This is a genomic window from Solwaraspora sp. WMMD937 (genome assembly GCF_029581175.1).
GTDB lineage: Bacteria > Actinomycetota > Actinomycetes > Mycobacteriales > Micromonosporaceae > Micromonospora_E.
Genome location: NZ_CP120738.1, coordinates 4780514 through 4797239, shown reverse-complemented (window position 1 = coordinate 4797239; position 16726 = coordinate 4780514). Strand labels below are relative to the sequence as shown.

The following is a 16726-nucleotide window of genomic DNA, read 5'->3' as shown; positions in this document are numbered from 1 at the left end:
TGTCTGCTCGACTACGACGATTCCTGGGTGTGGTGGCCGGGTTGCGTCGTGACCGGGCCGAGCCGGGATATGTCGTATCCGTCCGGATACGTGGGTGTGTGGATTCCGTCGGCGAACAGCGGGGTCTGCCGCGGTCGGCCGGCCCAGCGCAGCAGCGCGGCGCGTAGCCGCAGCCCGACGTGCAGGCCCGCGCGCACCGCCGGGCTCGGCGTGGCCACCCCGGTCGCGGCCCGCAGCCGTTCGTCGTACATTGCGGCGACCAGCGCGTCACCGACCGGCGCGAGCGGTCGCGGAATCTTGCCGCGCAGCAGCGCCCGGGTGGCCCGCTCGATCGAGGCGGCGTCGTCGTTGTAGCGCAGATGCGTCCGGTCGTGGTCGTCGAACCAGGTGGCGAACTCGCGGAAGGAGCCCGGAATGTTCCGGATGCCCATCCTCCGGCCTAGCTCCTGGTAGTAGTGGTAGGCGGCGGTCCGCTCATGGCAGCAGGGCCGCCGCCAGCCGTACCGCTCCAGCCACCGGATCGGGACGATCATCAGACAGCCGAGGACGTAGCGGTAGTCGTCGTCGGCGATGTCGTACTGGCGGTGGATCTGATTGGTCCGCCGGATCGCGTCGCGACCGCGCGGGGCGTCGAGACCGTGCAGCATCATCTCGTACATCAGCAATCCGGTGTCGTCGATCCGCTTGCGCGTGTGGCGCAGCAGCTCACCGGTGCGCACGTGCACGGCGGCGACCCGGGGCAGCGAGAAGGAGCGGTTGAACGCCAGGTTCAGGCCGAGTTTGCTGTCCCACGGGAACTCGTATCGCACCATCGTCTGATAGATCTCGAGGTAGTCGCGTTGCGGGTCGAGGGTGCGGATCCGCCGCAGGTTGGCGTATCGGTTACGTCGGAGGTTGGCGTAGCGGTGCGGCTGCACGAAGGCCCCGTTCAGGATCGGTGTGGCGGTGGTGGCGCGGGCCGTGGCTCGGGCGACGACGCGGCGGCGGCCAGCACCTGCTCGACCACCGGGGAGCGGCTGAACCACTCGGCCACCCGACTCAACCAGGCGACCTCGCCAGGATAGCCGTTCGGCGGATCGTGCGGCTCGGAGAAGTCCGGCTCCCGCACCGGCCCGCCGGTTGCGGCCTGCCGCGCTCCGGCGGCGATCATCGCCGCCTCGACCAGCGCCGCACGATCGGGGCCGGCCAGGCCGGCGGCTGCGGCCAGCCGGTCGGCCGTCGGCGCGATCCGACAGTCGATGTACGGGCGCAACGCCAGCCGGCCGTCCCGGATCTCGGTGATCCGGCGGTGCAGCGCGTAGTCGATGTCGCGCAGCGCCACCCGACGGTGGTGGGCCCGGTCGTCGAGAACCAGGTGCGGTTGCGCCCTGCTGACCGCCCGCCACAGTGGCGCCAACCGGTGCCACGACCGGTGCCGCCGCAACCAGGCCCGCCCGGTGTCCACGGTGGGACCCCAGGTCGGCAGGGTGAGACCGATCAGCATGCTGAGCGCGCCGACGGTCACCAGGACCGCCGCGATCTGCGGCTCGCCGGCCGGTTCCCGGCCGACCCGGTAGGCGACCAGGTAACCGGCCTTGGTGGCGCAGTACAGCAGTGCGGCGGCCGCGCCGAACGCGGTGATCCGCAGTCCACGGCGGAGCCACCGACGCGGCGTGACCAGGGAGAAGCGCCAGCAGAGCCGGGCCAGGTCGGCGGCGTAGCAGACGAAGACGATCAGGTAGACGACCAGGTAGCCGGCGACCGCCGGGTGAGCGGCGTCCTCGACCACCAACCGGACCGGTGCGGCACCGGCCAACGTGGTCGCCCATAGTACGGTGAGCAGCCCGAACGCGGTCATCGAGGCGATCACCCGACGCCGGACCCGGCGGGCCGCGACCGCCGGCGGCAGGGCCAGGAACAGCAGCAGGATCTCGGAGTTGGCCGCGACCCCCATCACCCCGGCGTGCGCCAGCAGCTTGGCCAGGTTCGGCAGCCCGGTGATCCGGTCCACCGCCTCGGCGACCGGCCGGACGGCGACGGTCACTCCGGCGGCGAACGAACAGAAGGCGTACACCATCGCCCGCAGCACCCGGTTGTCGCGGTCCCGCCGCAGGTCACCCAGTTTGTAGCCGAAGGCGAGCCAGCCGGCGGCGGCGCAGACGGCGTACAGCGGAGTGTCCATCGGCGCTCACCGGGGCGGTGGTTCGAGCCCGTGCCGTAGCCGGGCCTCCAACGCCGCGTCGGTGACCGGCCCGGCATCGTCGCGGGCGGGTGCCGATCCGAGGTCGGTGTCGCGGGCGGCGGCCTCCAGCAGGATGGTCGCCATCATCTCGGCTTCCTGCTCCTCGCCCCGGCTGTACACCCCGGTGCGGGCGAGTACCCGGTGCACCAGGGTGGGGCGCAGCGCCGGCATCAGCAGCTGGCTGGCCTGCTGGTCGTCGAGGGCGAGGGCGCGGTGGCCGAGCAGGATGTGGCCGATCTCGTGGGCGATGATGTGGTCCCGGTGCACCCGGCTGGTGCGTTCCTCGTAGGCGACGACGTGACCCGCGTCGGTGAAGAAGGTCAGCCCGAACGGCGCACCGGCGGGCATCGGCACGCCGACCAGGGTGATCCGCTGGCCGAGCACCGCACCGACCCGCTGGCACAGTTGTGGCGCGTCGAACGGCCGGGGCATCCGCAGGCCCTGTTCCTCGAGCTGACGCAGCCGGTCGCGGCAGGTCCGGCGCAGCGGGGATGACTTCATGTCCGTGCTTCCCTCAGCTTGGTCCGTCCGTCGCCACTGCATGACGATCACAGGTTCTGCCGTCCGTCGGCGCCGTGGCCGCCCTCGGCGTGACGGTTCTCCAGCGCCTGGACCACCCGGTCGAGGATGTCGCCGACCGCGTCGAGTTGCGCCTCGGGCAGCGCGCTCAGCCGGGTCGCCACCGCGCGTACCTTGAGGTTCCGCATCGCCTGCAGTGCATGCAGGTCCCGCTCGATCTCGCCGGAGCGGCGCCGGTCGAAGAAGTACGCCGGGTCCACGTCGAAGAAGTCAGCGAGCGCCTCCAGATGCTCCTTGGTTGGGTTGGTCCGCCGCCCGGTGCGCAGCTGCCAGATGTACACGTCGGAGATGGAGCCGCCCCGGTCCCGGATGGCGTCGGCCACCTCCCGTGAGGTGTACGGGTCGCGGCGGGCCGGCCGGACCGTCTCGAAGAGCAGGTTGAGCTTGTCGGCCAGGCTGGATCCCGATCCGCCAGGGGGGGTGGTGCCGCCCGTCACGGCTACCTCCGTGGATGTGCAGCTGAGATCTGGGGAACTACAGCTAAGATCTGGTTGGGAACCGCAGCTAAGATTAGCCACGTTGGTGTTGTCGGTTAATATCGGTTGACGACCATACGCCGAGTCAGTATACGATCACGACTTGAGGTTGACCAACCCGTTGGAGTGGCCGACCTCGATGCCGCTGGTGCGGTGAGGGGCGCGGAACGGGGGCGCCCCTCACCCCACCAGCCAGCGGCCGTCCCGGACGGCTGTCACATCGCCCGGGCCACCGCGATCCTGGTGCTGCCCCGCTGGCCGGCTTCGTGACATGAACCACCGGCCGCGGTCGCGGGCCGATGTGGAACGTGCAACTGTCGGCGGCGTCGTTGACCGCGATCCCGGTGCTCATCGTGTTCGCCATCGCCCAGCGGCAGTTCATCGAGGGCCTGGCGCACACCGGCCTCAAGGGTCAGTCTCCAGGATCGACGGACAGTCGCCCATCAGATCTCGAGCCCGGTCACGGTTCTGGTGGAGTGGTCACCTCCGTCGATTCCGGGTGACCCGCACGACCATCTCGTTCGGGCGCCGTGGACAGTATCCGGCGGACGATATCGCCGGCCAGGGTGATCGACGCTGTACCAGCCATGGCGGCGAGCGCCGTCTGATCCAACAGCACGGCACCGATGGAGAACCCGACCAAAAGCAGTTCGATTCCCAGCAGCAGTGCCACTACGGGTGAGCCTATGGGGTGCTGCACGCGAGGGCCGTCAGGCTGCTGGCTTCTCACCAGTACGCCTCAAGACGGTCAGCGAGGTCTGCCCAAAGTATCGGCCGCTGATCGCGGCTCGTCACGTGTCGTGAACGTGAGATCGACATAGGGGAATCATGCATGCGTGGGCGAGGAGATGCAACTGCACCTGCACGTGCCACTGCACGTGCACCACGCTTTTTGCGAGGTTGTGTACGGGTCTGAATTATCACCGGCCGGTCTCCGTATGGAAGCCGCCTGATCACGCAGCGGACGCCCGGCGCCCACCTGCGCGGCCAGCTCGACTGTGATGCGGAGCTATCGGTCCGCCCCGATGATCTGCCGGGCGGCGGCGATCGCCTCCGCAGTGTCGGGGAAGACCCGGTTGAGTCCGTTCAGCCGGGGGAGTAGCCCGAACGCAATGAGCGCCTTGCGGTGTCCGTCCCGGATCCCGGACAGATAGACAGTGATGCCCCGTCGCTCCAGCCGCTGCACCACGTCGCGCAGCACCAAGGCGCCGGAGGCATCGATGGTGGACACGCGGGACATCCGTAGGATCACCACCCGTACCTCGGCGACGTCGGAAAGCTCCAGCAGGAACCGGTGGGCGGCGGCGAAGAACAACGGCCCGTCCAGCCGGTACGCCACGATGTGCTCGACCAGCAGCGCCTGCTCCTCGGCGTGGTGGTCGCCGGTGTCCAGCGGCATTCGATCCAGCCGTACCGCCTGGGCGATCCTGCGCAGCGCCAGCCCGCCGGCCACGACCAGGCCCACCAGCACGGCGGTGACCAGGTCCAGCAGTACGGTGGTCGCTGCGGTGAGCGCCATTACCAGCCCGTCGGAACGCGAGGCTCGGGCCAGTGCGGCCAGCGTGCTCACCTCGACCATCCGGATGGCGGTGGCGATCAGCACCCCGGCCAGCGCGGCCAACGGGATCTGGCTGACCAGCGGAGCCGCCACGAACATGAGCAGCGCGAGGATCAGCGCGTGCGACAGCGCGGCCAGTCGGGAAGCGGCGCCTGCTCGGACGTTGGCCGCCGTTCGGGCGATAGCCGCGGTGGCCGGGACCCCGCCGAACAGCGGCGTAACCAGGTTGGCCACGCCCTGGCCAAACAGTTCCCGGTCGGGATCGTGTCGCTGCCCGACCGACATGCCGTCCGCCACCGTGGCCGAGAGCAGGCTCTCCAGGGCGGCCAGGGCGGCGACCGCGATCGCTGCGGTCGCCAGCGCCGGCACCGCCGCCAGGTCGAGGAAGGCCAGCGACGGTGCCGGCAGGCTGGCCGGCAGTACGCCGATGGTCTGCACCGGCAACCCGGACAACGCCGCCGTCACGGTCGCCGCAGCGACAGCGAGCAGTGCGAACGGCGCGGTTGGCCGCCACCGTGCTCCGGCCAGCATCGCAGCGGCGACGGCGGCGGCGATCAGCAGCGACGGCCACTGCGGCTGTCGGACGAACGCCGCCACCGCCTGCCCGGCCAGCGCAAGCACCCGCTCGTCCTGGACGTGCACGCCGAGCGCCGTCGGGATCTGCTGCAGCAGGATCACCCCGGCGATGCCGGCGGTGAAGCCCTCGATCACCGGGGCCGGCATGTACCGGGCGACCTGACCCGCCCGGACCAGCGCCAGCAGGATCAGGATCAGCCCGGCCAGCATCCCGACGGTGAGTACCCCGCCAGGCCCGAACTGCGCCACGATCGGCACCAGTACCACCGTCATCGCCCCGGTGGGCCCGGAGACCTGCAGGTTCGACCCACCGAAGACCGCCGCGAGGGCGCCGGCGACGACGGCGGTGACCAGCCCGGCGGCGGCTCCCAGCCCGGAGGCGACACCGAAGCCGAGGGCGAGCGGCAGGGCCACGACCGCCACGGTGAGCCCGGCGAGCAGGTCCCGGCCCGGCTGACGGCGGACCGCCCGCCAGTCGGTCACCTGTGGCAACAGGCGGCGTACGGCGGTGGCGCTCACCGGCGGCCCGAGGCGGCGTCGGGGGACGCCTCCCGCAGCTCGGCCAGCAACTCGGTCTGGTCGATCAGCATCTCGGTGAGGATCCGCCGGGCCGCCCGCATCAGGTCCGCGACGTCCGGCCCGGCCAGTGCGTAGGTGACCGCGGCGCCGTCCCGGCTGGAGACCACGATCCCGGCCCGGCGCAGCACCGCGAGCTGTTGGGACAGGTTGGACGCCTCGACGTCGATCTCGGCGAGCAGTTCGCGGACCTGGCGGGGGCGCTCGCCGAGCAGTTCGAGCACCCGGATCCGCACCGGGTGCCCGAGCATCCGGAAGAACTCGGCCTTCTTCTGGTAGAGCGGCACTGGCATGTGTGCAATTGAAGACTTCTTCAAGTCACCATTCGACGCCGGGGGTCCGTGCTGTGCGAGTCGTCACGTCGGGTCCGCCCTGCTGGGTGCGCCGCGAGGCTCAACCGGTGGGACGCGCTATGAGCGAAATGGGATAGGTGTGTGTCGATTGAGTCGGTCTACGGTGAGCGATGCCAGTCGATGCCAGCCGGTATCGCGGCCCGTTTCCAAGGAGCCATGCCATGGCAAGACAACGCACCGTCCGGGCGATCCTCGCGACGGTCACCGTCATCCTGTCGCTGATCGGTGTCCAGGTCGTGGCCACCGCGCCGGCCTCGGCCGCAGTGACCACGATCTACTACGACGCGAGCCGCGCCGGCCAGTTCGCGACCAACTTCGCCCAGGCCGCGCAGATCTGGAACAACAGCGTGGACAACGTCCGGCTGCAGCCGGGCAGCCCGGCGTCGGTCGTCATCTACGTCGACAGCGGCTGGCCCCGGGCGTACGTCACCCGGCTGGGCGCCGGCCGCATCTACATGGGTACCCAGGCAGTGGACCAGGGCTACGACCGGACCCGGATCGCCACCCACGAGTGGGGACACATTCTCGGGCTGCCGGACCGGCGCACCGGGCTCTGCTCCGACCTGATGTCCGGCAGCAGCGCCCCGGTGTCCTGCCGCAACGCCTATCCGAGTGCCGCCGAGGCGGCCCGGGTCGACCAGTTGTTCGCCCGCGCCGCAGCGACAATCACCGACGCCTCCGTCGCCGGTCGGTCCTACGTGTGGGCCGGCAACTGAACCGGACGGCCTGCGGTCCCGCCGTCGGATGCACCGACGGCGGGACCGCCGCCGATCAGGCGCCGAGCGGGAACCGGTCCAGCACGACCGGCGCGACGTCCGGGGTACGCATGTCGTAGCGGTAGCTGGTCACCTCGCCGGTGCCGGTGTCCAGGACGCTGAACACCGAGTAGTCGTTGCTCTGCACGAACGGCAACGGCGTACCGGCCGGGTCGGTCAGCGGCGCGACCGTCGGCACCTGCGGCTCCAGCCCGCCCGGGTTGCCCTGGGCCAGGTAGTTGTCCGGGTTCCACGGCGCCGGCGGGACCGGCCGGGACCGGCCCGACAGCGGGTGGAACGCACCGTACGAGTTGCCCACGTTGGAGGTCTCCAGGTAGTGGGTACCGGAGGGGGCGGTGAACCGGTTCCACAGGTGTGAGTGGCCGTTGAGCACCAGGTTCACCCCGGCGGACTCCAGCAGCGGGGCGACGTCACGGGTCAGCACGTTGTCCGCCCGTGGGTAGTCGTACCGGACCAGGGTGTTGCCGTCGGCGTCGGTCTGCTCGGTGCGCACCGGGTCGGTGAACGGCGGGTTGACGTTGTCGCCCAGCCCGTGTGGGCCCTCGTGCAGCATCACCACCGTGTACTTCGCGTCCCGGAACTGCCGGCTGGCCACCTCACGCTGCAACCACCGGTACTGCCGGCTGCCCACGCCGATTTCCTCGAAGATGTGCGAACCCCAGCCCTGGGCGAGCAGGTCGTCGGTGCTCGCCGGTGCCTCGGTGTACCGGGTCCGCTGCCAGTTCGCCGGGTCGGCGGCGATACCGGTGCCTCGCCAGATCCGGGTGGCGTACAGCGAGATCAACCGGACGTCGCCGACGGTCGTCGCGTACCAGCGCTCCCCGCCCGGCCCGCTGGTCGGCAGGGAGAAAATCTCCTCGTAGGTCTCGGTGTTGAACGAGTTCTCCAGGATCCAGCGTTCCTTGATCTTGCGGTTGTTCCGGGGGTTCACCTGCCGGGCGACCTTGCGGTACGCCGCCTCGGCCACCTCACGCGGCACCGGTGCGTTGAACGACTCGTTCAGCGTCGGCAGCCCACTGCGGCCCTGCACCTCGTGGTTTCCGATCGCCGGGAAGATCGGCGCGTGCTGCAGGATCTCACCGCCGGTCCAGGTGACCCCGTTGACCGTCCGTGACGCCCGCCCCTGCAGCGCCGGGAAGAACGCACCGCCGCGCTGGTCGTCGAACCACTCCGAGGCCCGGTCCGGGACGTTCACCAGGTCCCCGGCGAGGAACACCGCGTCGATCCGGCCGACGGTCTCGACCGCCTTCTGCAGGTTCGCCGGGGTGTTCGGCATCGACTGGTGGTCGCTGGTCAGCAGGATCTGCTGCGCCTGGCCGGGGGCGGCGGCCGGCGCCAGGGTGTAGGTGTCGGAAGCAACCATCGCACCACGGTCGATCGACACCACCCGGTACGGCGTCCGGCTGCCGACGCCGAGCCCGCGTACGGTCGCCTCGTGCCGCCAGATGTGCCGCCGGGTGATCTGCGTCGGCGGGTCCGGGATCTGCGAGGCGGTGTCCTCCGCCACCCGGGACAACTCGCCGGTCCGGGCTCGGAACACCCGTACGCCCCGGATCTTGCCGCCGGTGGCCGCGGCCCGCAGCTCGGCCCGGTTGAGCTCGCCAGCCCGGTGACCGACCACCACGACGTGGTGCCGACCGGCGAACTCGGTCAACCAGACGACCCGGACGGAGTTCTTCGCTGGGGACTGCAGGAACGGTTCGGTGAGCAGGACCGGGGCGGCGCTGGCGCCGGCGCTCGCCCCGGACGGCGCCGCCGCGCCCATCAGTAGGGTCAGGACCGCGACGATCGCGGTGAACTGCCAGATCGGTCTGGACACGATGCCTCCACGCTGCGGGGATTCGACGAGCCGGAGCATCGCCGGCACAGGTGAACAGCACCGTCGAGGGACGCTGACCAGCGGATGAACGCCGGTCCCAGTCGGGTCAGCGGTGTACCAGCCCGCCACCGACCTCGATCACCTGGCCGGTGACCGCACCGGAGTCGGGGCTGGCGAGGAAGCGGACGGTGGAGACGATGTCGTCGGGGTCGAGTCGGCGCTGCACCGCCTGCCGGTGCAGGATCGCGGCGTCGACTGCGGCCTCGTCGACCGGGGCGTCGCCGGCGAGTTCCCGTTCGCCCTCAGTACGGATCGCGCCCGGCGAGATCGCGTTGACCGTCGTGCCGTCGTGCCGTCGGGCCCGAACGCGCGGGCCAGCGAACGGGTGAGACCGACCAGCGCCGCCTTGCTCGACACGTACGACGGCCCGGACGGGCCACCGAGCCGGACCGTGGCCGAGGTGACGTTGATGATCCGGCCGCCGCCACGGTCCCGCATCCCCGCCGCCAAGGCCTGGCTGAGCAGCATCGGGGCGGTGACGTTGACCGCGAACGTCGCCTCCCATTCGGCCAGCGGCAACTCGTCGATCCAGACGTTGGACGCCCGCGCCGCGTTGTTGACCAGTACGTCGACCGGCCCGGCCGCCTCGGCCAGAGCCAGCACCTCGGTGGCGACCGACAGGTCCGCCTCGACGATCCGGGTGTGCGCGCCGGCCGCGCGGCAGCGAGCGGCGACGGCCTCTGCCTCGTCGGCGGCGGCCAGGTGGTGCAGCACCAGGGTTGTCCCGGGCGCGGCGAGACCGGTCGCGAGGGCCGCGCCGATGCCGCGTCGCGCTCCGGTGACCACGATCGTCCGGCTCATGGATTGATCCTGCGGCCGGCCCGCAGCCGCGTCAACGTCGACCGGCGGTCAGCCGGCGGCCGGGCCGGCTGAGACCGCCGCGCGGGCGGCCGCCGCGTCCGGCGCGGCCAGCGCGGCCTGGGCCAGCCGCTGACAGTCCTCCAAGGTGTGCGCGGCGAGCGCGGCCCGCACCGCCGGCACCGACCGGGCCGACATCGACAGGCTGGACACCCCGAGCCCGGTCAGCACTACGGCCAGGGCCGGGTCAGCGGCCGCCTCACCGCAGACCCCGACCGGTTTGCCGGCGGCAGCGCCGGCCCGCGCACAGCCGGCGATCAGCTCCAGCAGGACCGGCTGCCACGGGTCGAGCAGGTCGGCCAGGTCGCCGCAGAGCCGGTCGGCGGCGAAGGCGTACTGGCTCAGGTCGTTGGTCCCGATGCTGAGGAAGTCGACGTGCCGCAGCAGCGCCTCGGCCCGCAGCGCGGCCGCCGGCACCTCCACCATCACGCCCACCGTGGGTAGCCCGACGGCGCGGGCCAGCTCGGCGAACTCGGCCGCCTCCGCCGGTGTGGTCACCATCGGTGCCATCACCCACACCTCGGTGCCGGTGGCCCCAGCGGCCTGTGCGATCGCGTCGAGCTGGGTGCGCAGCACCTCGGGGCGGCGCCGGGCGGTCCGCAGCCCGCGTACGCCGAGCGCCGGGTTCGGCTCTTCGCCGGCGTGCAGGAACGGCAATGGTTTGTCCGCGCCGGCGTCCAGGGTCCGCAGCACCACCTTGCGGTCACCGGCGGCGGTGAACACCTTCGCGTACGCGGTGACCTGCTCGTCGTGACCGGGCGGCTCGGCGCGGTCCAGGTAGAGCAGCTCGGTGCGGAACAGGCCGACGCCTTCCACATCGTCGACGAGGTCGGCGGCGGAGCCGACGTTGGCCAGCAGGGTCACCGGACGTCCGTCGGCGGTGCGTCCCGGGCCGCTGGTCGCCGCCAGTTTCGCCCGGCGGTGCTGTTCCCGCTGGCGGGTCTCGGCGACGGTGTCGTCGTCGACTCCGGCGGTGACGTCGCCGGTGGTGCCGTCCACGGTGACCAGGGTGCCGTCCGGCACGTCGAGAACGCCCGGGCACCGTACGACCGCCGGCAGCCCGAGCGCCCGGGCCACGATGGTGGTGTGGCTGGTCGGCCCGCCGGCTGCGGTGACCAGGGCGAGCACCCGGGCCGGGTCGAGCCCGGCGGTGTCGGCCGGGGCCAGGTCCCGGGCGCTGAGGATGAACGGCACGCCCGGGTCGGGCACGCCGGGCATCGGTTCGCCCAGGCAGACCGCGACCGCACGGTCGCGCAGGTCGTCCAGGTCGGCTACCCGTTCGGCGAGGTAGCCGCCGGCGGCCGCGAACGCCGCCCGGTGCTCGGCGAGCGCGGCGTCGATGGCGTGCGGCGCGTCGGCACCGGCGGCCACGCGGGCCCGTGCCGCCTCGTGCAGCACCGGGTCCTCAGCCATCATCACCTGCGCCCGCAGGATCTCCGCCGCCGTCGGGTCGGTCGCGGTGCCGGCCCGCCGGCCCAGCTCGGTGGCGACCGCCACCAGGGCGGCGACCGCCCGGTCCGCCTCGGCGGCCGGGTCGTCGACCGGCACCGGCACGGGCAGCCGGGGTGCCTCGGCCACTCGGTGCACCGGGCCGGCGGCCAGCCCGGTGCTGACGCCGAGCCCGGTGTGCAGCTCAGCCACGACCGGCCGCCGTGGCACCGGCGCCGTCACCGCCGGGCTCGGCGTCGAGGTCGCGGGCGAGCAACGCGGCAAGCTCGTCGAGCGCGGCGTCGGCACCGTCACCGTCGGCCTCCAGGGTTACCTCGGTGCCCTGCTTCGCGCCGAGGGAGAGCACCGAGAGCATGCTGCGGGCCGGCACCGCCGGCCGACCGGCGGTGCTGATCATCACCGGCACCGGTGCGGTTGCGGCGGCGGCGACGAACAACGCGGCGGGCCGGGCGTGCAAACCGCTGGCGGAGCCGACGGTGACGGTACGGGTAGGCATGTCTGCCTCCTTTGTCCCTGGTGGGGGTCAGGGCTCGATGGATTCCTGGGTCAGGGTTCGATGGTGACTTTGATGGCTTCGCCTCGGGCGACCACGTCGAACGCGTCGAGGGCCCGGTCCAACGGCAGCCGGTGGGTGATCAGGTCGGCGACCGGGACCGCACCGCTGGCGATCAGGGTGAGCGCCTCGGCGTTGTGTGACGGGCTGGAGCCGTTGGCGCCGACGATGGTCAGCTCCCGGTAGTGCACCAGGTTGGAGTCGCAGGCGATGACCGGCTTGTCCTTGGGCAGACCACCGAAGAAGCTGATCCGGCCCTGTCGGGCGGTCATCTGCAACGCCTGTTCCTGGGCGACACCGGCGGCGGTCGCGGTGATCACCACGTCGGCGCCGCGTCCGTCGGTCAACTTCTTGATCTCGTCGATCACGTCGGTTTCGGCACCGCAGACGGTGGCGTCGGGATGCACCAGCGCGGCGGCCAGGTCGAGTCGCTCCCGGTTGACGTCGACCAGGAAGACCCGGGCGGCGCCGCGCGAGCGGGCCAGCCGTACGTGCAGGCAGCCAATCGGGCCGGAGCCCATGATGACGACGTCGTCGCCCGGGCCGACCCGGGCCAGGTTCTGCCCGTTGAGTACGCAGGCGAGCGGCTCGGCCACCGACGCCTCGGCGTAGCTGACCCCGTCCGGGATGCGGTTGAGCCCGTCGACGGCGAGCACCTTGGCCGGGACCACCATGTGCTCGGCGAACCCACCGTCGTAGTGGTAGCCCATCGACTCCTGGTTGGGGCAGACCGTCATCCGGCCGCGCCGGCACTCGCCGCAGGTGCCGCACGGGATGGCTGCGATCACCTGGACCCGGTCGCCGGCCTGCCACCCGGCGACCTCGGCGCCGACCTCGACGACCTCGCCGGCAATCTCGTGGCCCATCACCCGGGGCGGGGCGATGTGGTGGTGACCGTAGTTGCGGATCTTGACGTCGGTGCCGCAGGTCGAACAGGCCCGGACGCGGATCAACACGTCGCCGGGGCCGGGCTGCGGCTGCGGTGCCTCTTCGATCCGGACGTCGCCGGGGGAGTGGAACCGGACGACCTTCATGTGGAGCTCTCCTCTCCTACCGGCGCGAGCAGCCGGAGCACGTCATCGATCTCGGTGGCCTCACGCAGCTCACGGGCCTGTTCCGGGTCGAGCAGGATCTGGGCGAGGGCGGCGAGCAGCTCCACGTGGCCGTCGCCGCGCGCAGCGATCGCCACGCAGACGGTGACCGGGGATCCGGCCCAGTCCACCCCGTCGGGGAAGCGCAGCACGGCGAGCGCGTCGCGGCGTACCGCCTCCTTGCCGGCCAGGGTGCCGTGCGGGATCGCCACACCTTCCCCGACATAGGTGGAGATGGACTCCTCGCGCTGCAGCATCGCGGCGACGTACTCCTCGGTGACCGCACCGAGCTCGACCAGCACCTCGCCGCAGCGGCGCACGGCGGCGACCCGGTCGTCGGCCTGTTCGGTCAGCCGGACGGCCCGGCGCTCGAGCAGAGCGCCGGGGTCCGATTGCGGTTCAGCCATCGAGTTGGCCGCCCTGCTGCACCACGGCCACCAGCCGGGCGACGGCCGGGTCGCCGAGGAAGATCTGCACCGGGACGACCACCTTACCGGGCGCGCTGACGCGGGCCCGGTCGGCGAGCCCCTGGTGGCAGACGACGACGTCGGCGTCGGCCGGGATGGAGTTGACCGGGGTGTGCTCGACGGTCACCTGCTGCTTCTTGAGCTGCTTGCGCAGCTGGCTGGCGAGCATGACGCTGCTGCCCATGCCGGCGTCGCAGGCGACGACGACCTTGCGGATGCTCTGGGCGTCGATGGTGGCCATCGTCATGCCTCCGTGGCGGTCGGCCGGTGGGTACCGGCGGTCGGGGTGGCGTGGTAGGCGTGCGCGGCGGCGGGCGTGTCCGGGGTGGCGGCCTGCGGGCCGGTGTTCTCCTCGACCGGTTCCTTGCCCTCGCCGCGGCCGAAGCCGAGCAGCACCGAGGCGACCGCGAAGGAGACCGCCGCCGAGACAATCACGCCGAGCAGGACTGGGAACCAGCCGCCCCGGGGAGTGACGATCAGGTAGGCGAAGATGCTTCCCGGCGAGGGCGGACCGACCAGACCGGCGCCGGTGACCATGAAGGTCCAGACCCCGGCGGCACCTCCGGCGATCATGGCGAGGATCAGCCGCGGCTTCATCAGCACGTACGGGAAGTAGATCTCGTGGATGCCGCCGAGGAAGTGGATGATGATCGCCGCCGGGGTGCTGGCGCGCAGCAGCCGGGGCCCGAACAGCAGGAAGGCGACCAGCAGACCGAGGCCCGGCCCGGGGTTCGACTCGATCATGAACAGGATGGACTTGCCGTCCTCGGTGGCCTCGGCGACGCCCAGCGGACCGAACACGCCGTGGTTGATCGCGTTGTTGAGGAACAGCACCTTGGCCGGCTCGACCAGGATGGACACGAACGGCAGCAGGCTGTGGCCGACCATCCAGTCGACAACGGATCCGATACCGTCGGTGACCGCCTGCACCACCGGTCCGATGACCCAGGTTCCGACCAGCGCCATGCCACCGCCGATGATGCCGGCGGAGAAGTTGTTGATCAGCATCTCGAAGCCGGCCGGGATCTTGTCCTCGACCAGGCCGTCGAACAGCTTCAGCAGGTACGCGGTCAGCGGGCCGATGATCATCGCACCGAGGAACATCGGCACATCGGCACCGACGATGATGCCGACCGTGGCGACCGCGCCGACCACCGCGCCGCGCTGACCGTGCACGAGTCGGCCGCCGGTGTAGCCGATCAGGATCGGCAGCAGCATCGTGATCATCGGCCCGACCAGTTCGGCCATGGTCGCGTTGGGGATCCATCCGGTGGGGATGAACAGCGCGGTGATCAGACCCCAGGCGATGAACGCGCCGATGTTGGGCATCACCATCCCGGCGAGGTATCCGCCGAGTCTCTGGATCGTGGCCTTTACCCCGGTGCCCTGCACCTGGGGTGTGTAGTCGGTGGCCATGCTCTGCTGCTCCTTCTATGTGCGGGGGTAGGGAGTGAGCGATCGGTCTGGGGTATCGAGGCGACGGGTCATCCTTGGGTGACGAGTTGTTGCAGGTCATCCGGCCGGGGGTGCAGTCGTACGGTGTGCCGGCGCAGGTCGGCCGGCCCGGGCATCCGGCTGCCCGGCAGGCTGACCGCCGCCGCCCCCCAGGCCAGCCCTTCGGCGAGGGCGTCCGGCCCGCTGGCACCGGCGGCGAGGAAGCCGGCGAGCAGCGCGTCACCGGCGCCGACCGTGCTGCGCGGCTGGTCGACGGGGGAGTCGCCGGTGCGTACCCCGTCGGCGTCGACCAGCACGGCACCCTGCGCCCCGAGGCTGGCCAGCACGGCGCCGGCACCCCAGGCGCGGACCTGTCGGGCGGCGTCGACCACGTCGCTGAGGCCGTCCAGCGGCCGCCCGACGGCCTCGGCCAGCTCCTCCCGGTTGGGTTTGACCAAATCGGCTCCGGCCTCGGCGGCGGCCCGCAGCGGCGGGCCGCTGGTGTCGACGGCGAGCCGGAGCCCGGCGTCGAGCAACTGCCGGCACAGCGCGGTGAACCCGTTCACCGGCAGCCCTGGTGGCAAACTGCCGCAGACCACCACCCAGTCGGCCTGGTGCGCGGTGTCCAGCAGCCGGGCGGTGATCGCGTCGAATTCGTCCCGGCTGAGGGTCGGCCCGGGCTCGTTGACCTTGGTGACGGTGCCGTCCGGCTCGGCGAGGGTGATGTTGGACCGGGTCCGCCCGACGATCGGCACGGCGACCACCTCGACCCCCTCGGTGGCCAGCAGCCGGACGAGTTGGCCGCCCTCGTCGCCGCCGCAGGGCAGCACGGCGACCGACGGTACGCCGTTGGCCAGCAGTGCCCGGGACACGTTGACGCCCTTGCCGCCGGGGTCCAGGCGGGCACCGGTGGCCCGGATGACCTCGCCGCGGACCAGATCGTCGATCTCGACGGCGCGGTCCAGACTGGGGTTGAGGGTGAGGGTGAGGATCATGCCCGTACCACCCGCGGCCCGGCCGCCTCCACCTCGGCGACGAGGTCCGCGTTGAGGCTGTTGTCGGTGATCAGTGTGTCGATGTCGGCGAGCCGGCCGAACCGGGCCAGGTAGTCGTTGCCGATCTTGGTGTGGTCGGCCAGTACGACCGATCGGCGGGCGGCGCCGATCATGGCCCGCTTGACTGCCGCCTCGGCCGGGTCCGGTGTGGTCAGGCCACGCTCGACGGAACAGCCGTTGGTGCCGATGAAGGCCACGTCGACGTACACGTCGGCGAGTGGACGCAGCGCCCAGTCGTCGACGGTGGCCATCGTGCGACCGCGTACCCGGCCGCCCAGCAGCAGGACGTTGAGGTTGCTGCGGGCACCGAGGACGGTGGCCAGCGCCGGGGAGTTGATCACGACGGTGAGTTCCCGGTCGGCCGGCAGGATCGCGGCCAGCCGGGCGGTGGTGGTGCCGGCGTCCAGGATGATCGCGCCCTCGTGGGGCAGCTCGGCCAGCGCGGCCTTGGCGATCCGTTCCTTCTCGGTGGTCAGCACCGCGTCCCGGGCTGCGAGCGCGGGCTCGAAGCCGATCCGTTCGACCGGGATCGCACCGCCGTGCACCCGACGCAGCACGCCGGCCCGCTCGAGGGTGGTGAGATCGCGCCGGATCGTCTCGGCGGTCACGTTGAGTGACTCGGCAAGCGCGGTCACGTCGACCCGTCCGTCGGCCCGGGCCAGCCGGACGATCTCCTGCTGCCGTTCCTCGGCGTACATGTGGTTTCACCGCCGTTTCGTTTTGCTTCAGGTTTGTTTACGCCCGACCTTGTGGGATGTCAAGGGGGGCGTAGAATGTATTTGGATCTTGGCCGCTCGGCTGACCCGCGGAACCGGCGGTGCCGCT

The 16726-nt window shown here is 71.6% G+C and carries 18 protein-coding genes; 1 reads left to right on the top strand and 17 read right to left on the bottom strand.

The genetic code is table 11. The features are described from left to right. Nucleotides 1-11 precede the first annotated feature (11 nt). The 7 genes from O7621_RS21405 to O7621_RS21375 form a co-directional block, all read right to left on the bottom strand. Entirely contained in the window at nt 12-917 is a 906-nt protein-coding gene (locus tag O7621_RS21405) for an oxygenase MpaB family protein (protein WP_282230905.1), read from the bottom strand. Between the two features lie 11 nt (nt 918-928). Continuing rightward, complete coding sequence (locus tag O7621_RS21400; protein ID WP_282230904.1) at nt 929-2161, bottom strand: MAB_1171c family putative transporter; 1233 nt, start codon at nt 2159-2161, stop codon at nt 929-931. A 6-nt stretch (nt 2162-2167) separates the two neighbouring features. Then, nucleotides 2168-2722 (bottom strand): hypothetical protein, encoded by a 555-nt coding sequence (locus O7621_RS21395; RefSeq protein ID WP_282230903.1) that lies wholly within the window; start codon nt 2720-2722, stop codon nt 2168-2170. Nucleotides 2723-2769: 47 nt separating this feature from the next. Further along, nucleotides 2770-3237, bottom strand: coding sequence for an XRE family transcriptional regulator (locus tag O7621_RS21390; protein WP_278169319.1), 468 nt, complete (start codon nt 3235-3237; stop codon nt 2770-2772). Between the two features lie 499 nt (nt 3238-3736). Next, a complete protein-coding gene (locus O7621_RS21385; RefSeq protein WP_282230902.1) occupies nt 3737-3949 on the bottom strand; it encodes a hypothetical protein in 213 nt (70 codons plus the stop codon). A gap of 336 nt (nt 3950-4285) precedes the next feature. After that, nucleotides 4286-5929 (bottom strand): SulP family inorganic anion transporter, encoded by a 1644-nt coding sequence (locus O7621_RS21380; protein WP_282230901.1) that lies wholly within the window; start codon nt 5927-5929, stop codon nt 4286-4288. Further along, entirely contained in the window at nt 5926-6279 is a 354-nt protein-coding gene (locus O7621_RS21375) for a metalloregulator ArsR/SmtB family transcription factor (protein WP_282230900.1), read from the bottom strand. The genes O7621_RS21380 and O7621_RS21375 overlap by 4 nt, the downstream gene beginning before the upstream one ends. A gap of 221 nt (nt 6280-6500) precedes the next feature. On the opposite strand from O7621_RS21375, the gene O7621_RS21370 reads away from it, so the two are divergent. Next, nucleotides 6501-7055 (top strand): snapalysin family zinc-dependent metalloprotease, encoded by a 555-nt coding sequence (locus O7621_RS21370; protein WP_282230899.1) that lies wholly within the window; start codon nt 6501-6503, stop codon nt 7053-7055. Between the two features lie 55 nt (nt 7056-7110). Here the strand turns inward: O7621_RS21370 and O7621_RS21365 are convergent, their stop codons facing one another. The 10 genes from O7621_RS21365 to O7621_RS21320 all read right to left on the bottom strand — a co-directional run bounded on the left by O7621_RS21365 (nt 7111) and on the right by O7621_RS21320 (nt 16599). Further along, nucleotides 7111-8934, bottom strand: a complete 1824-nt coding sequence (locus tag O7621_RS21365) for a metallophosphoesterase (RefSeq protein ID WP_282230898.1) — start codon at nt 8932-8934, stop codon at nt 7111-7113. Between the two features lie 138 nt (nt 8935-9072). Further along, entirely contained in the window at nt 9073-9795 is a 723-nt protein-coding gene (locus O7621_RS21360) for an SDR family oxidoreductase (protein WP_282230897.1), read from the bottom strand. Nucleotides 9796-9843: 48 nt separating this feature from the next. Next, nucleotides 9844-11493: a phosphoenolpyruvate--protein phosphotransferase gene (gene ptsP, locus O7621_RS21355; protein ID WP_282230896.1), complete on the bottom strand. Its 1650-nt coding sequence runs from the start codon at nt 11491-11493 to the stop codon at nt 9844-9846. After that, on the bottom strand, nt 11486-11797 hold the full coding sequence (locus O7621_RS21350) for an HPr family phosphocarrier protein (RefSeq protein WP_123601684.1): 312 nt from the start codon (nt 11795-11797) through the stop codon (nt 11486-11488). The genes ptsP and O7621_RS21350 overlap by 8 nt, the downstream gene beginning before the upstream one ends. A gap of 50 nt (nt 11798-11847) precedes the next feature. Next, a complete protein-coding gene (locus tag O7621_RS21345; RefSeq protein ID WP_282230895.1) occupies nt 11848-12888 on the bottom strand; it encodes a zinc-dependent dehydrogenase in 1041 nt (346 codons plus the stop codon). Then, entirely contained in the window at nt 12885-13352 is a 468-nt protein-coding gene (locus O7621_RS21340; protein WP_282230894.1) for a PTS sugar transporter subunit IIA, read from the bottom strand. The genes O7621_RS21345 and O7621_RS21340 overlap by 4 nt, the downstream gene beginning before the upstream one ends. Continuing rightward, entirely contained in the window at nt 13345-13653 is a 309-nt protein-coding gene (locus O7621_RS21335) for a PTS lactose transporter subunit IIB (protein WP_282230893.1), read from the bottom strand. Before O7621_RS21335 ends, O7621_RS21340 begins: the two co-directional genes overlap by 8 nt. Nucleotides 13654-13655: 2 nt before the next feature. Continuing rightward, the gene (locus O7621_RS21330) at nt 13656-14828 is read right to left on the bottom strand and encodes a PTS mannitol transporter subunit IICB (RefSeq protein WP_282230892.1); all 1173 of its coding nucleotides are present in this window, start codon (nt 14826-14828) and stop codon (nt 13656-13658) included. A 68-nt stretch (nt 14829-14896) separates the two neighbouring features. Continuing rightward, on the bottom strand, nt 14897-15841 hold the full coding sequence (pfkB, locus tag O7621_RS21325) for a 1-phosphofructokinase (protein WP_282230891.1): 945 nt from the start codon (nt 15839-15841) through the stop codon (nt 14897-14899). Then, a complete protein-coding gene (locus tag O7621_RS21320) occupies nt 15838-16599 on the bottom strand; it encodes a DeoR/GlpR family DNA-binding transcription regulator (RefSeq protein ID WP_282230890.1) in 762 nt (253 codons plus the stop codon). Before O7621_RS21320 ends, pfkB begins: the two co-directional genes overlap by 4 nt. Between the last annotated feature and the right edge of the window lie 127 nt (nt 16600-16726).

Bases quoted from the DNA above. Each gene is read 5' to 3' on its own strand.
- O7621_RS21400 (WP_282230904.1), bottom strand. From the start codon at position 2,161: ATGGACACTCCGCTGTACGCCGTCTGCGCCGCCGCCGGCTGGCTCGCC.
- O7621_RS21395 (WP_282230903.1), bottom strand. From the start codon at position 2,722: ATGAAGTCATCCCCGCTGCGCCGGACCTGCCGCGACCGGCTGCGTCAG.
- O7621_RS21375 (WP_282230900.1), bottom strand. From the start codon at position 6,279: ATGCCAGTGCCGCTCTACCAGAAGAAGGCCGAGTTCTTCCGGATGCTC.
- O7621_RS21370 (WP_282230899.1), top strand. From the start codon at position 6,501: ATGGCAAGACAACGCACCGTCCGGGCGATCCTCGCGACGGTCACCGTC.
- O7621_RS21360 (WP_282230897.1), bottom strand. From the start codon at position 9,795: ATGAGCCGGACGATCGTGGTCACCGGAGCGCGACGCGGCATCGGCGCG.
- O7621_RS21350 (WP_123601684.1), bottom strand. From the start codon at position 11,797: ATGCCTACCCGTACCGTCACCGTCGGCTCCGCCAGCGGTTTGCACGCC.
- O7621_RS21345 (WP_282230895.1), bottom strand. From the start codon at position 12,888: ATGAAGGTCGTCCGGTTCCACTCCCCCGGCGACGTCCGGATCGAAGAG.
- O7621_RS21340 (WP_282230894.1), bottom strand. From the start codon at position 13,352: ATGGCTGAACCGCAATCGGACCCCGGCGCTCTGCTCGAGCGCCGGGCC.
- O7621_RS21335 (WP_282230893.1), bottom strand. From the start codon at position 13,653: ATGGCCACCATCGACGCCCAGAGCATCCGCAAGGTCGTCGTCGCCTGC.
- O7621_RS21330 (WP_282230892.1), bottom strand. From the start codon at position 14,828: ATGGCCACCGACTACACACCCCAGGTGCAGGGCACCGGGGTAAAGGCC.
- pfkB (WP_282230891.1), bottom strand. From the start codon at position 15,841: ATGATCCTCACCCTCACCCTCAACCCCAGTCTGGACCGCGCCGTCGAG.
- O7621_RS21320 (WP_282230890.1), bottom strand. From the start codon at position 16,599: ATGTACGCCGAGGAACGGCAGCAGGAGATCGTCCGGCTGGCCCGGGCC.